Annotated in this window: 11 protein-coding genes; 10 read left to right on the plus strand and 1 reads right to left on the minus strand. The window is 59.4% G+C overall.

Going from position 1 to position 15193, the window contains the following annotated elements:
- Positions 1–49 precede the first annotated feature (49 nt).
- From tssE to LIY45_RS15420, 10 genes are all read left to right on the plus strand, one after another.
- A complete protein-coding gene (tssE, locus tag LIY45_RS15370) occupies positions 50–565 on the plus strand; it encodes a type VI secretion system baseplate subunit TssE (RefSeq protein ID WP_226476817.1) in 516 nt (171 codons plus the stop codon).
- Complete coding sequence (gene tssF / locus LIY45_RS15375) at positions 562–2421, plus strand: type VI secretion system baseplate subunit TssF (protein ID WP_226476818.1); 1860 nt, start codon at positions 562–564, stop codon at positions 2419–2421. Before tssE ends, tssF begins: the two co-directional genes overlap by 4 nt.
- Positions 2385–3428, plus strand: a complete 1044-nt coding sequence (gene tssG, locus LIY45_RS15380) for a type VI secretion system baseplate subunit TssG (RefSeq protein ID WP_063033827.1) — start codon at positions 2385–2387, stop codon at positions 3426–3428. The genes tssF and tssG overlap by 37 nt, the downstream gene beginning before the upstream one ends.
- Positions 3421–6078: a type VI secretion system ATPase TssH gene (gene tssH, locus LIY45_RS15385; protein WP_226476819.1), complete on the plus strand. Its 2658-nt coding sequence runs from the start codon at positions 3421–3423 to the stop codon at positions 6076–6078. The genes tssG and tssH overlap by 8 nt, the downstream gene beginning before the upstream one ends.
- 68 nt (positions 6079–6146) lie before the next feature.
- Positions 6147–8090, plus strand: coding sequence for a type VI secretion system tip protein VgrG (locus LIY45_RS15390; RefSeq protein WP_226476820.1), 1944 nt, complete (start codon positions 6147–6149; stop codon positions 8088–8090).
- 14 nt (positions 8091–8104) lie between these two features.
- Positions 8105–8539, plus strand: coding sequence for a DcrB-related protein (locus LIY45_RS15395; RefSeq protein WP_226476821.1), 435 nt, complete (start codon positions 8105–8107; stop codon positions 8537–8539).
- Between the two features lie 12 nt (positions 8540–8551).
- Positions 8552–12892, plus strand: a complete 4341-nt coding sequence (locus LIY45_RS15400; protein WP_226476822.1) for an RHS repeat-associated core domain-containing protein — start codon at positions 8552–8554, stop codon at positions 12890–12892.
- Entirely contained in the window at positions 12889–13548 is a 660-nt protein-coding gene (locus LIY45_RS15405) for a hypothetical protein (RefSeq protein ID WP_226476823.1), read from the plus strand. Before LIY45_RS15400 ends, LIY45_RS15405 begins: the two co-directional genes overlap by 4 nt.
- Positions 13549–13894: 346 nt before the next feature.
- A complete protein-coding gene (locus LIY45_RS15415; protein ID WP_226476825.1) occupies positions 13895–14092 on the plus strand; it encodes a hypothetical protein in 198 nt (65 codons plus the stop codon).
- Positions 14093–14241: 149 nt separating this feature from the next.
- Positions 14242–14682, plus strand: a complete 441-nt coding sequence (locus LIY45_RS15420; RefSeq protein ID WP_226476826.1) for a hypothetical protein — start codon at positions 14242–14244, stop codon at positions 14680–14682.
- Between the two features lie 178 nt (positions 14683–14860).
- Here the strand turns inward: LIY45_RS15420 and LIY45_RS15425 are convergent, their stop codons facing one another.
- Positions 14861–15136 carry an HU family DNA-binding protein gene (locus tag LIY45_RS15425; RefSeq protein ID WP_003213368.1) on the minus strand — a complete coding sequence of 92 codons (276 nt, stop codon included), beginning with the start codon at positions 15134–15136 and terminating at the stop codon, positions 14861–14863.
- Positions 15137–15193 lie beyond the last annotated feature (57 nt).

A 15193-nucleotide genomic window follows, 5' to 3' on the forward strand; every position in this document is an offset into this window, starting at 1 on the left:
GGCTGCAAGCCCCCTGTTCCTCTCGCAACCCGTCCGTGGAGCTGCTTTGGTGGTAACTGAAATTGCTTCCCGCGATCGCCTGCAACCGTCCCTGCTGGACCGGTTGACCGACGATGACCCGACCAATCCCAAGGAAAGCGCCGACAAACGCGTGCTGTCCCTGAGCCAATTGAAAGCCTCGGTGCTGCGTGACCTGACGTGGCTGCTCAACACCACTTCACTGCTCGACGCCGATGCCACGCTGCACACACCGGCCGGTACCTCCGTGGTCAATTACGGGCTGCCGGCGCTGGCGGGCAACAGTGTCTCCAGTGTCGATGTCAGTGCCCTGGAAGCCTTGATTCGACAAGCTATCGCCACCTTCGAGCCGCGCATCCTGCGTCATACCCTGCGGGTCAAGGCGCGCGTGGGCCACGGTGAGATGAACCATAACGCCCTGAGTTTCGAGATCGAAGGCGACCTGTGGGCGCAGCCGGTGCCGTTGCGCCTGTTGCTGCAAACCGACCTGGACCTGGAAACCGGCCATGTGCGTGTGGTCAACGCCGACCAGCGGAGACGCCCATGAATCCGCGCCTGCTGGAGCTGTATAACCAGGAACTGCACCACGTGCGCGAAAGCGCCGCCGAGTTCGCCAAGGAATACCCGAAGATCGCCAGTCGGCTGACCCTGTCCGGCATGGACTGCGCCGACCCGTATGTCGAACGGTTGCTCGAAGGCTTTGCGTACCTCACGGCCCGGGTCCAGCTCAAGCTCGACGCCGAGTACCCGACCTTCACCCACAACCTGCTGGAGATCGCCTACCCGCACTACCTGGCGCCGACCCCGTCGATGACCGTAGTGCAGTTGCAGGCCGATCCCGATGAAGGCTCCCTGGCCAGTGGTTTTCCACTGCCCCGCGACACCGTATTGCGCGCCGCCTTGGGCCGCGAAACCCAGACCTGCTGCGAGTACCGCACCGCGCACCCGGTGACGCTGTGGCCGTTGCAGGTCGCCCAGGCCGAGTACTTCGGCAACCCGTCCGCGGTGCTCGGGCGGTTGGCTGCCAGCGAACCCAAGGCCAAGGCCGGCCTGCGCCTGACCTTGCGTACCGGCGCCGAGCTGCCGTTCAACAGCCTCGCCCTGGATAACTTGCCGCTGTACCTCAGCGGTGCCGACGAACAACCGTTCCGCCTCTACGAACAACTGCTGGGCAATGCCTGCGCGGTGTTCGCGCGCAAGCCTGGTGGCGATTGGGTTGAACGTCTGCCTTCGGATGCCTTGCGCTCCCGGGGTTTTGACGACGCCGATGCGGCAATGCCAGTGGTGCCCCGAGCATTCCAGGGCTATCGCTTGCTCCAGGAATACTTCGCCCTGCCCCACCGTTTTCTGTTCGTTGAATTCGCTGAGCTGAGCCGCGCCGTCAAGCGCTGCGACGGCCAGGAGCTGGAACTGATCGTGCTGTTCGACCGCCACGATCCAAGCCTGGAAGGCAGCGTCGGCAAGGCGCAGTTCGTGCCGTTCTGCACCCCGGCAATCAACCTATTTCCCAAGCGCGTGGACCGGATTCACTTGTCAGAGCGGGTCAATGAACACCACGTGATCGCCGACCGCACGCGACCGATGGACTTCGAGATTCACTCCTTGAGCGGCATCACGGGCCACGGCACCGGACCGGAGCAACCGTTCTTGCCGTTCTACGCCGTGCGCGATCCGTCGCGCTATGGCCGTGACCAGGCTTACTACACGGTACGCCGCGAACCCCGCGTGTTGTCCAGCGACCAGCGCCGCAACGGGCCGCGCTCCACCTATGTGGGCAGCGAAACCTTCGTCAGCCTGGTGGACACCCAACAGGCGCCGTACCGCCATGACCTGCGCCAACTGGGCGTGACCGCGCTGTGCACCAACCGCGATCTGCCGCTGTTCATGAGCGTGGGCAACGGCAAGACCGACTTCACCCTGGCCGACAGTGCGCCGGTATTAGCCGTGCGTTGCGTCGCCGGGCCAAGCCGCCCGCGCGCCAGCCATGCCCATGACGCCAAGGCCTGGCGCCTGATCAGCCAGTTGTCGTTGAACTACCTGTCGCTGAGCGAGCAAGGCCAGGGCGCCGCCGCCCTGCGCGAACTGCTGCGCCTGTATGGCGACAGCAACGACGCCGCCCTGCAATTGCAGATCGAAGGCCTGCGGGAAGTCAGCAGCAAAGCGGTGACCCGCCGCCTGCCAATGCCCGGCCCGATCGTGTTTGGCCGGGGCCTTGAGATCACTCTGGAATTTGATGAAAACGCGTTCCGCGGCACCGGCGTGTTCCTGCTCGGTGCGGTGTTTGAACGGTTCCTGGCACGCTACGTGTCGATCAACAGTTTTACCGAGACGGTGATCCGTACCACCGAACGCGGCGAGATCATGCGATGGAAAGCCAAGCCCGGACGCCGTCCGACCCTGTGAGTACCCTGGATGCGATGCATCAGGAGCCCTGGGAATATGACTTCTTCCAGGCGCTGCGTCGTATCGAGTGCGAATCCCCGGAGCTGCCACGCCTGGGGCATTCCCTGCGCCTGGCGGATGACCCGCTGCGTCTCGGTCAGCAGGCCGATTGCACCTTTGCGCCGGCCACATTGGCCTCGGTCGAACCTGGGGCTGAAGGCCAGCCGGCACGGCTGGAGCAGTTCTTCTTCGGCCTCGGCGGCCCCAACGGCCCGCTGCCGCTGCACATCACCGAGTACGTGCGTGAGCGCCAGCGCAACAATGCCGACAGCACCAGCAAGCGCTTCCTGGATGTGTTCCACCACCGCCTGCTGACCCTGTTTTATCGGGCCTGGGCCGAGGCGCGGCCTACGGTCAGCCATGACCGCCCGGACGATGACTACTGGTCAGCGCGCCTCGCGGCACTGAGCGGTCGCGGTACTCCTAGCCTGCTCAACCAGGGCCTGATCCCCGACACGGCGAAGCTGCATTACAGCGGCCACCTGTCGGCGCAAACCCGCTACCCGGATGGCCTGAAGGCGATTCTCGGTGAGTACTTCGGCCTGCCGGTGGAGATCGAAGAATACGTCGGCCAATGGCTGGAACTGCCCGAACGCAGCCGCGTGAGTGTCAGCGCCAACCAGCTGGGCGTGGACTTTTGCCTCGGCAGCCATGTGTGGGACCGCCAGCACAAATTCCGTATCCGCCTGGGCCCGCTGAAGCTCGATGCCTACATGGGCATGCTGCCCGGCAGCCAGCCTTTCAACGAGCTGGTGGCGTGGGTCGCCGAGTACCTGGGCCACGAACTGGACTGGGACCTGAACCTGATTCTGCAACAACCGGAAGTGCCGGCCCTGCAACTCAACGGCCAGTTCCGCCTGGGCTTCAACACCTGGCTCGGCCAACCCGAGCATGACGCCAACGACCTAATCCTGGCCCGGCATTACGCCGAACACGCCAACACCTCAAGGAATCCAGAGCATGGGTGAAATCAGTCGCGCCGCACTGTTCGGCAAACTCAACAGCGTGGCCTACAAGGCCATCGAAGCCGCCACCGTGTTCTGCAAGCTGCGGGGCAACCCGTATGTGGAACTGGCCCACTGGTTTCACCAGTTGCTGCAACTGCAGGACTCGGACCTGCACCGCATCATCCGTCAGTTCAACGTCGAGCCGGCGCGCCTGGCCCGCGACCTGACCGAAGCCCTGGACCGCCTGCCCCGTGGCTCGACGTCGATCACCGACCTGTCGTCCCATGTGGAAGAAGCGGTCGAGCGTGGCTGGGTCTACGGCAGCCTGATGTTTGGCGAAAGCCAGGTGCGCACCGGCTACCTGGTGCTGGGGATTCTCAAGACGCCGAGCCTGCGCCATGCGCTGTTGGGGTTGTCCGGTGAATTCGACAAGATCAAGGCCGAAGCCCTGAGCGAACGCTTTGACGAATACGTCGGCGACTCGCCCGAAAATGCACTGAGTGCCAGCGACGGTTTCAACGCCGGTGCTGTCCCGGGCGAGGCCAGCGGTGCCATGGCCCCGAGCGCGATGGGCAAGCAGGAAGCTCTCAAGCGCTTCACCGTCGACCTGACCGAACAGGCCCGCAGCGGCAAGCTCGACCCGATCGTCGGGCGTGACGAAGAGATCCGCCAACTGGTGGACATCCTCATGCGTCGCCGCCAGAACAACCCGATCCTTACCGGTGAAGCCGGTGTCGGCAAGACCGCCGTGGTCGAAGGATTCGCCCTGCGCATCGTCGCTGGCGACGTACCGCCAGCGCTGAAAGACGTGGAGCTGCGCAGCCTGGATGTGGGCCTGCTGCAAGCCGGCGCGAGCATGAAAGGCGAGTTCGAACAGCGCCTGCGCCAGGTCATCGAAGACGTCCAGGCTTCGCCGAAACCGATCATCCTGTTTATCGACGAAGCCCACACCCTGGTAGGTGCCGGTGGCGCCGCCGGGACCGGTGACGCGGCCAACCTGCTTAAACCCGCACTCGCCCGTGGCACCTTGCGTACCGTGGCCGCCACCACCTGGGCCGAGTACAAGAAGCACATCGAAAAAGACCCGGCCCTGACCCGCCGTTTCCAGGTGGTGCAAGTGGCCGAGCCGTCGGAAGACAAGGCGCTGCTGATGATGCGCGGCGTGGCCTCGACCATGGAAAAACACCACCAGGTACAGATCCTCGACGAAGCGCTGGAAGCGTCGGTGAAGCTGTCCCACCGCTACATTCCGGCGCGCCAGTTGCCGGACAAATCCGTGAGCCTGCTGGACACCGCCTGCGCCCGCGTCGCCATCAGCCTGCACGCAGTACCGGCGGAAGTCGACGACAGCCGCCGTCGGATCGAGGCGCTGGAAACCGAGCTGCAAATCATCGCCCGCGAGCACGCAATCGGTATCGCCATCGGTGCGCGCCAGACCAACAGCGAAGCGCTGCTGAGCGCCGAACGCGAGCGCCTGGCCACCCTGGAAAGCCGTTGGGCCGAAGAGAAAACCCTGGTGGATGAGTTGCTCGCCACCCGTGCAACCCTGCGCGAGAAAGCCGGTGTTGTGGACAGCGGCAACGATGAGTTGCGCGCAAAACTGGTCGATCTGCAACAGCGCCTCTCCACACTGCAAGGCGAAACCCCGCTGATCCTGCCGACCGTGGACTACCAGGCCGTGGCCTCGGTGGTCGCCGACTGGACCGGCATCCCGGTGGGCCGCATGGCCCGCAACGAACTGGAGACGGTGCTCAACCTCGACCAGCACCTGAAGAAACGCATCATCGGCCAGGACCACGCCTTGCAGATGATCGCCAAGCGCATCCAGACCTCCCGCGCCGGCCTCGACAACCCGAGCAAGCCGATTGGTGTGTTCATGCTTGCCGGCACCTCCGGCGTGGGCAAGACCGAAACCGCCCTGGCCCTGGCCGAGGCCATGTACGGCGGTGAGCAGAACGTGATCACCATCAACATGAGCGAGTTCCAGGAAGCCCACACCGTTTCCACCCTCAAGGGCGCGCCACCGGGCTACATCGGCTACGGCGAAGGCGGCGTACTGACCGAAGCCGTGCGGCGCAAACCCTACAGCGTGGTGCTGCTGGACGAGGTGGAAAAAGCCCATCCGGACGTGCACGAGATCTTCTTCCAAGTGTTCGACAAGGGCGTAATGGAAGACGGCGAAGGCCGGGTGATCGACTTCAAGAACACCTTGATCCTGCTGACCACCAACGCCGGTACCGAGCTGATTTCCCAGGTCTGCAAAGACCCGGCGAACATCCCCGAACCCGAGGAAATCGCCAAGGCCCTGCGCCAGCCATTGCTGGAGATTTTCCCGCCCGCACTGCTCGGCCGCCTGGTGACCATTCCGTACTACCCGCTGAGCGACGAGATGCTCAAGGCGATCACCCGCCTGCAACTCAACCGCATCAAGAAGCGTGTGGAGAACACCCACAAAGTCGCCTTCGATTACGACGACGACGTGGTCGACCTGATCGTGTCCCGCTGCACCGAAACCGAAAGCGGCGGGCGGATGATCGACACCATCCTCACCAACAGCCTGCTGCCGGACATGAGCCGCGAATTCCTCACCCGCATGCTCGAAGGCAAGGCGCTGGCGGGGGTGCGGATCAGCACGCGGGATAACGAATTGCACTACGACTTCAACGATTGACCTGACGGAATGCGCTCCCACATTTGGAGCCGGTTCCTACAGTTATTACGCAATTTACGGGTTAACCGATGTTATTCAACCAATCGTCACGCCTGGCCAAGATCACCAGCCCACTGGGGCCGGATGTGCTGCTGCTCAATGAAATGGGCGGCGGCGAAGAGCTGGGGCGACTGTTCAATTTCGAATTGCAGCTGACCTCGCTGGACGCCAACATCGACCTCAACCAGTTGCTGGGCAAGCCCATGAGCCTGAACCTGCAACTGGCGGACGGGGGCGAGCGGCACTTCCACGGCATCGTCGCCCGCTGCAGCCAGAACATCGACCAGGGCCAGTTCGCCAGTTACCAGGTGACCCTGCGCCCGTGGTTGTGGCTGCTGAGCCGCACCTCCGACTGCCGGATTTTCCAGAACCTGAGCATCCCGCAGATCATCAAGCAGGTGTTCCGCGACCTGGGCTTTTCCGACTTCGAAGACGCTCTGAGCCGGCCGTACCGCGAGTGGGAATACTGCGTGCAGTACCGCGAGACCAGCTTCGACTTCGTCAGCCGCCTGATGGAACAGGAAGGCATCTACTACTTCTTCCGCCACGAACAGGACCGCCACGTGCTGGTGCTGGCCGATGCCTACGGAGCCCACGCCAACGTGCCCGGCTACGCCTCGGTGCCCTACTACCCCAAGGACGAGCAGCAGCGCGAACGCGACCATATGCACAACTGGCACCTGGCACAGGAAGTACAGCCCGGCTCCCTTGAGCTCAACGACTACGACTTCCAGCGTCCCAGCGCCAGCATCGACGTACGCTCGGCCATGCCGCGCCCGCACACCGCTGGCGACTACCCGCTGTACGACTACCCCGGCACCTACGTCAAAAGCGAAGACGGCGAACACTACGCCCGCACCCGCATCGAAGCCTTGCAAACCCTGCACGAACAAGTGGAGTTCAGCGGCAACGCACGGGGCCTGGGCTCAGGCCACCTGTTCAGCCTCACCGGCTTCAGCCGCCGCGACCAGAACCGCGAATACCTGATCGTCGGCGCCCGCTACTACATCTCCCAGGAAAGCCTCGAAAGCGGCGGTGGCACGCCTTCGGCCCAGTTCGAAAGCACCCTCACCTGCATCGACGCGCAACAGAGTTTCCGCCCATTGGCCAACACCTACCGGCCCATCGTCAAAGGCCCGCAGACGGCGCTGGTGGTGGGGCCCAAGGGCGAGGAAATCTGGACCGACCAATATGGCCGGGTCAAGGTGCATTTCTATTGGGACCGCCACGACCAGTCCAACGAAAACAGCTCGTGCTGGATTCGCGTGTCGCAGTCCTGGGCCGGAAAAAACTGGGGCTCGATGCAGATTCCACGGATCGGCCAGGAAGTGATTGTGAGCTTCCTGGAAGGTGATCCCGACCGGCCGATCATCACCGGGCGGGTGTACAACGCCGAGCAGACGGTGCCTTACGACTTGCCGGAAAACGCCACTCAAAGCGGGATGAAAAGCCGCTCCAGCAAAGGCGGCACGCCGGCCAACTTCAATGAAATCCGCATGGAGGACAAGAAGGGGTTGGAGCAGTTGTACATCCATGCCGAGCGTAATCAGGACATCGTGGTGGAGGTGGATGAAAGTCATTCGGTGGGGCATGACCGGAACAAGAGTATTGGGCATGACGAAGTGGTAACAATTGGCAACGACCGCGTGCGCGCGGTCAAGCACGACGACATGCTAATGGTCGGCTTCAGCAAGACCGACGCAATCAGCCAAAGCTACTTGATCGAAGTGGGACAAAACCTGCGCCTGGTCTGCGGAAAAAGCGTGCTGGAGCTCAATGCCAGCGGCCAGATCAACCTCACCGGCGTGCAGATTAACGTGTATTCCGAGGGCAACACCGAAGTCAACACTGGGGGCAACCTGCACCTGAACATCGGCGGAAAAGGAGGCACGACGCCTATGGGCCAAGGGGTCAAGGGCGAGATAGATGCCGCCGTCAATTCCATGTTTCCCAATCCGCCTCCCAGCCAATAACGAGATTCCGTTTCATGACCTATCAACTCAATGAACTGCAATTCACGCTGCCCAGCGATGACGTTCAAGATGCTTCCATCAATATCCTGAAGTTCGCCGCTCTGGGTACGTCGTTGATCGTCAGCCGTAGCCTTCTAGGTGATGGTGAGACGCTGCAAAGCAACTTCGAAGAGCAGCTGGCGAAGCTGGAGAAGCAGGTACAGGACTTGCGCTACCAACCGGCCAAGGCACTTCGTGTGGGCGCCGCGCAGGATATAGACGCCATCGAAGTGCACAACCAGTTCAGCAAGGGCACCGAGCGGATCCATCAATACCAGTTAGCGCTTGTGATACCCGGTACTCGGCAGATGCTTGCCCTGAGTTATGTCAAAGCCCAACCTCTGGGCGATGCTGAAAGCGTCCATTGGGCAACCATCAAAAGCACCTTGCAGCTGAATCCCAAGCCTTGAAGTCACTAATCCATGTCTGACGCTCTCTGGGCGGCACGTCTCGGCGACGGCCTGCTGCACACCTCTGCGATGGCCGACATCCTGGGCGGCGTGCTGGAAATTGCGGCGAATATCGCTATTACGGCCGTCGCCACTGCTGCAATTGTGGCCGCCACCGGTATTACGGTCGTAACCGGCGGGCTAGGGTGCTTTGTGCTGGGCGCTGTAGTGGGCATCATCGTCGGCATTGGCATGAGCAAGACGGGGGCGGACAAGGGACTGACAAAGGTTTGTGACTGGATAGGCAATGCGTTATTCCCGCCGGTGGTGATGGCAACAATCGCCACCGGCTCCCACAACACCTTTACCAACGGTATCCCGTCTGCACGTGCCGCCGGTGCCATTGGTCCGATCAGCCCGCAACCTACCGAAGGCGGCAGCCCCGAAGAATCCAGCTACCTGGACATGGCCAAGGGCTTCTTCTCACAGATGTGGCGCCCGACCGTCGCCGTTCCCGCACCGGGAGCAGTGCCCAAGCCACTGGACATCGTGATCTGTACCAAGCATCCACCGATGCCGCCGCAATTTATTGCCGAGGGCTCCAGCAAGGTCACCATCAACGGCCAACCGGCAGCGCGCAGCGGTGATCGCAGTACCTGCGATGCGTCAATTGTTGAATCGGGGATGATCTCCAGCAACGTACGCATTGGTGGCGGCCCGGTGGTGGTCCGCGAGATTCGCAGCGGTAAGACTCCTGGCGTGGGGTTGGCGGTGACCGCACTGTTGATGCTGCGCGGTGGCGGGTCGAAATTCTTCAGCAAATTGCCATGCATGGTGGTCGGCGGCCTGGTGTCGTGGGGCACCAGCCAGGTGACCAATGCGATCACCTCAGCCGTGGTGGGCTCCCCCAACCCGGTCCACAGCGCGACCGGCGCAAAGATTCTCGATGGCGAAGACGATCTGGACTTCGCCCTGCCCGGTTTGTTGCCGATTGAGTGGCAGCGTTATTACAGCAGTCGTGATGAGCGCAGCCACGGGCTTTTCGGCGCCAGTTGGAGCGTGATTTACGAAGTCTTCGTCGAAATTGACCGGCATCACGACGGAGGCGAGCGCCTGATCTACACCGATGAGCAGGCGCGGCAGATCGACATGGGCGTCATTCCCTTGGGTGGTGCCGTATTCAGTGCCGGCGAAGGCTTGAGCGTGCGGCGCAACACCAATGGACAGTTACTGATTGAAACGGTGGATGGCTTGTATCAGCTGTTCGAGCCGGAGCCGGGCAACCCATCGCACCTACGCCTGAGTCAGTTGGGAGATCGCAACGACAACCGGATCTACCTCGACTACAACGCCAGCAACCGCCTCGTGCAACTGCGCGACACCTTTGACCTGGTGCGTGTTGAATTGGTGTACAGCCCTCTATGGCCCGGGCGCGTATCACAGATTGAGCGTGTGTATCCCGATCACACTCGCGAGCAGTTGGTGAGCTACGAGTACGACACCCACGGCGATCTGGCGTTGGTACGGGACGCTGGCGCGCAGGTGCAGCGGCGCTTTGCCTATGACGCCGGGCGGCGCATGGTCGAGCACCAATTGCCCACAGGGCTGCGTTGCTATTACCAATGGGCCTGCGTGGAAGAGAGCGAATGGCGTGTGGTCCGGCATTGGACCGATGAGGGCGACCACTATCAGTTTGACTATGACCTTCACGCCGGGATCACGCGAATTACAGATGGCCTGCAACGCGTCAGCACTCGACGCTGGAACCCACAATTCCAGATTACCGAGTACACCGACAACCTCGGGCAAACCTGGCACTTCGAATGGAATGATGAGCGACAGTTACTGGGGGCCACCGACCCTCAGGGCGGGAAATGGCAGTTCAGCTACGACGAGTCCGGCAACCTGTGTACGACCGAAGATCCATTGGGCCGTATCGAATCGACACTGTGGCTGGAGCACTGGTCATTACCACTCGTGGAGACCGACGCCGCCGGCCAAGCCTGGCAGTATCAATACGATCAACGAGGTAACTGCGTCAGTGAGATCGACCCGCTGGGCCACATCACTCGATACCGCTATGACGCCTTCGGCCAAGTGGTCGAAATCATTGATGCCACTGGAAAGTCCAAAACCTTGCGCTGGAACGAGTTCGGGCAGTTGGCGCAGCACACCGACTGCTCGGGCTACCCAACCGCCTTTGAATACAACCGTCAGGGCTTCTTGCAGGTGGTCATCGACGCCCTCGGCGAGCGTGTCCAGTATAGGCACGACAGCCAAGGCCGGTTGCTGCAAACCGAACTGCCGGACGGGCGCACTGAACAATACCTGCGTGACACCAGCGGCCAAATCACCGCTTACATTGATGCCGCAGGCGCCACTACGCGGTATCAGTACGGGCGGCGCGGCCAGGTGCACCAGCGTATCGATGCCCATGGCCGACAGATCGAATTCCGCTATGACGCCTATGGCCGCCTGCAAACTCTGACCAACGAAAACGGCGAGCATTATCGTTTTGCCTGGGACGAGGGCGACCGGCTCAGCGAACAGCAAGACCTTGATGGCAGCGCCCGACGTTATGCTTATGACGCTCTGGATAACGTGGCCGCCGTCGAATACGTACCCTTGGATGACACTCCCTCTATCGTGCATCGCCTGGAGCGCGACGCCGTCGGCCGCTTGCTGCTGAAACAGACCAACGACGGCCGTACCGAATACGCCTACGACCCGGTGGACCAACTCACTGCCGTCACCTTCACCGGCAACGACGGCAATGCGCAGGCCCTGGCTTTTGCCTACGACCCTTTGGGCCAACTGCTCACCGAACAAAGCGCCGCCGGTAGCCTCAACTATCACTACGACGAACTGGGCAACCTGATCCAGACCCAGTTGCCCGACGGTCGCTGGCTAAATCGCCTGTACTACGGCAGCGGCCACCTGCACCAGATCAACCTCGATGGCCGGGTGATCAGCGACTTCGAGCGCGACCGCCTGCACCGCGAGGTACTGCGCACCCAGGGGCAAATCACCACCCGCAGCGAATACGACCGCAGCGGACGCCTGCGCTCACGGGTGCGGCGCCCCAGCGGCCAACCCGTGCAACTGCCGGCGGGCCAGCAAAAGCATTTCGACTATGACCCGGCTGACAACCTGATCGGGCGCCTGGAGCGGAACCGCGACGCTGGACGGGACAATCGTCAGTTGCTGCACTACGACGCCACCGGTCGCATCGTTGCCAGCCAGGACAACCTGCAAGGTCAGCGCGAAACCTTCGCCTACGATGCCGCCGCCAACCTGCTCGACGGCCCACATCCCGGCGCGGGCCGAGTGGTGCATAACAAGCTGCTGACCTATCAGGACAAGCGTTATCGTTACGATGGTTTCGGTCGCATGATCGAAAAGCGCAGTGCCGTGCGTGGCGTGCAGTACTTCGCCTATGACGCCGAGCATCGCCTGATCGAAGTCCGTAGCCATAAGGATGGTCGCGAAACGGTCGTGAACATGACCTACGACCCGCTCGGCCGGCGCATCGCTAAAACCGAACATGACAGCAACGGTTATCCGTTGGGCGAAACCCGCTTTGATTGGGAGGGGTTGCGTCTGTTGCAGGAGCACCGATATAGCCAGACCAGCCTCTATATCTATGAAGAGGACGGTTATGTACCGCTGGCTCGAGTCGACGGCTCGGGCGAGCATCAAAGTGTGCGCTATTACCACAACGACCTGAACGGGCTACCCGAACAGTTGACCGAAGCCGACGGGCGAACAGTGTGGCAGGCCAGGTACCAGGTGTGGGGGAACACGACTGAAGAGGTGCGTGAGCCGTATTTTATTGAAGAGCAGAATCTGCGGTTTCAGGGGCAGTATCTGGATCGGGAGATTGGGCTGCACTACAACACATTTCGGTTTTATGATCCGGATGTGGGGCGGTTTACGACGCCGGATCCGATTGGGTTGGCGGGAGGGGGCAACCTTTATCAATACGCGCCTAACCCTGTAGCCTGGACAGACCCATGGGGCTGGGCATGTTCAGCAACACAACGGCGCCAGAATAAAGTCAACGGTAAAGCGGCGGAGAAGCTGGTCCATCAACGGCTAATGAACAATCCCAAAGTGACGGTGCTCGGCACTCAAGTCTACGTTCGAACACCGGGCGCGGGCAGAGGCCGCTATGTCGACATTTTGATACAGAACAAAAAAACAGGAAAAATAGTTGCTATTGAAGTGAAGTCAGGCGCGGCCACACGCTCTAAAGCACAACTGGCCAAAGATAAAATTATTTCAGATGGAAAAGGCATATACGGGCACTCCAAAGAGCTTACGGTAGGTGTTACCGTCAGTGAAGCCAGAGTTCCCTTGTGGAGATTACCGTGATTAATACAACCAAAGATGTACTAACGCTTCTGACGAGCACCATCACTGATCGTTTTACTGAACAAGGATTCTCACTCAGAAAGGATCGTTACTTTGAAAAAACCAACGACAGCGGACGAACGCACCGTTACGCCATAAAGGTTTCAAAAAACAAAGGCTGGTTCTCCCTTCATTTGACCCTTCATCTGCTGGACACTGCGTTGATGAAGGACGTCAATAAGGTTCTGGAAAAAGCACTCAGGGATGAAACCTTAAAATATCCAGACAGTTTTTCCGCGACCATGATCGAAGATATTGTTAAAACGCGGACTTCCAATATGATTGTTGCAGAACTTACTGACTGGCGAGCATTAAAAGACGCAGACGAAACACTTGAAGCATTCAACGCCCGCTTTTCAATCTGGCTGTTTTCGTTTGACCAACTGAAAGAGAAGCCCGATTGGAAAGAGCAACTATCACAGAGTGTAACCCTCGCACTCGAGTGGTTCAGGATGGTTGATTCACAAAGCTGGATTGAATCCAATACAACCTACCCATCTTTATACTTGTTAAGTAAGCAGTCAGCGCCAGAAGCGCTTAATACTCGATATGAACATCTTTTGAAGAAAGCCACAAACCGGCAAGAACTGGCGCTTTTCTATCGACACCTGAGTTAATCATACCCTGATAAGAAAAGGGGATAACAGATAGGGGCCAGCGAGAAACTTCGCCTACGATGCCGCCGCCAACCTGCTCGACGGCCCGAATCCCGGCGCGGGCCGGGTGGTGCATAACAAGCTGCTGACCTATCAGGACAAGCGTTATCGTTACGATGGTTTCGGTCGCATGATCGAAAAGCGCAGTGCCGTGCGTGGCGTGAATAAAGGGGACAGATTTATTTAGATAAAAAGCTTTCAGATAAATTAAATAAATCCGTCCCCATTACCGCCAATCTGCCCTCCTACGTCTATTAACTCAATTTGGATGTACTAGGCAGAGAAAATCACTTCTTAGGAGTTGCCTATGTCTCGTCACGAATTAATAAAGCTTATATTGAAAATTCAGCACAACGAAGGAACTGAAGAAGAGGTAGATGCGGACATAGACTTATTGGTAAATAGTGTTTTAGATCCGGATGCTGTCAACTATATTTTTCAACATGAATGGACCGCTGAGTTCATCGCTGACAGAATTATTTCGTACGTTCCTATAGTATTATAAAGTGCAATCCTTACAGGGCAATAAAGGACAATAAAGGGGACAGATTTATTTAGATAAAAAGACTTCAGATAAATTAAATAAATCCGTCCCTATTACCCTGTCCCTATTACCCTATTACCAAAAAACTACCTGCGTAAGGGATGCGGATGATGAGCCCGATTAAGATCGTTGATTTGATAGAAAACTCTGGCTGCCTGACAACACCTTCTACTGGTTTGCCGAGCCATCTCGTCCCAGATGACCTAGCCGACTTTTATAAAAATTACAGCAGCGCTGTTTTTTATCCCAAGGCACGGTACAGCTTCGCGATTCAGCCACCTGAGCTCGAGCGCTCCGACTTTGTTGTGATGAACGAAGACCTGGAAGACCCAGACTCGGCTAACTGGTACGCGCTGGTTAAATGTGAGGATCAAGTCATTTCAATCGATCTGACACCTGGTCCACAATTTGGATACTGCTACGACTCGTTCTGGGACAGTTACCCGACGGCAGATGAGAGCACACTGATCGCAAAGTCATTTACTGAGCTGGTCGAAAAAATCATTGATGCCAAAGGTAAAAACCTGTTCTGGATACCAGGTCACACGTGAAGATGAAGTGAAGGGGACCGGCTTATTGAACGCCCCTCGCATCCGACCTGATACCTAAACCGATACCCTCCTCCCAGGTAATCGACCCTGGAACAAAAAATAGGCACCCGACCCAGTCGGCGTGCCCATTTTTTATCCCGCGCTCACACTCGCATGTGCGTAGCGCGTTCTACATGACTTACGGATTGACGCTGTCTTTAAGCGACTTGCCTGGCTTGAACGCAACGGTGTTGCTCGCCTTGATTTTCACCGGCTCGCCGGTTTGCGGGTTTTTGCCGGTGCGGGCGCCGCGGTGGCGCTGCAGGAAGGTGCCGAAGCCTACCAGGGTGACGCTGTCCTTGCGATGCAGCGCGCCGGTGATTTCTTCGAGTACGGCGTTGAGTACGCGGTTGGCCTGTTCTTTGGTCAGGTCTGCTTTTTCAGCAATAGCGGCTGCGAGTTCTGGTTTACGCATAAGTGAAGCCTCTTTGACGGTTTTTTGTTGTTATGTCCGTGCTGCTCTCTTTCGGAG

Source organism: Pseudomonas sp. MWU16-30323, assembly GCF_020515595.1.
GTDB classification, from domain to species: Bacteria; Pseudomonadota; Gammaproteobacteria; order Pseudomonadales; family Pseudomonadaceae; genus Aquipseudomonas; species Aquipseudomonas yamanorum.

Bases quoted from the DNA above. Each gene is read 5' to 3' on its own strand.
- LIY45_RS15400 (WP_226476822.1), top strand. From the start codon at position 8,552: ATGTCTGACGCTCTCTGGGCGGCACGTCTCGGCGACGGCCTGCTGCAC.
- LIY45_RS15415 (WP_226476825.1), top strand. From the start codon at position 13,895: ATGTCTCGTCACGAATTAATAAAGCTTATATTGAAAATTCAGCACAAC.
- tssF (WP_226476818.1), top strand. From the start codon at position 562: ATGAATCCGCGCCTGCTGGAGCTGTATAACCAGGAACTGCACCACGTG.
- tssG (WP_063033827.1), top strand. From the start codon at position 2,385: ATGGAAAGCCAAGCCCGGACGCCGTCCGACCCTGTGAGTACCCTGGAT.
- LIY45_RS15395 (WP_226476821.1), top strand. From the start codon at position 8,105: ATGACCTATCAACTCAATGAACTGCAATTCACGCTGCCCAGCGATGAC.
- LIY45_RS15390 (WP_226476820.1), top strand. From the start codon at position 6,147: ATGTTATTCAACCAATCGTCACGCCTGGCCAAGATCACCAGCCCACTG.
- LIY45_RS15420 (WP_226476826.1), top strand. From the start codon at position 14,242: ATGAGCCCGATTAAGATCGTTGATTTGATAGAAAACTCTGGCTGCCTG.
- LIY45_RS15425 (WP_003213368.1), bottom strand. From the start codon at position 15,136: ATGCGTAAACCAGAACTCGCAGCCGCTATTGCTGAAAAAGCAGACCTG.
- tssH (WP_226476819.1), top strand. From the start codon at position 3,421: ATGGGTGAAATCAGTCGCGCCGCACTGTTCGGCAAACTCAACAGCGTG.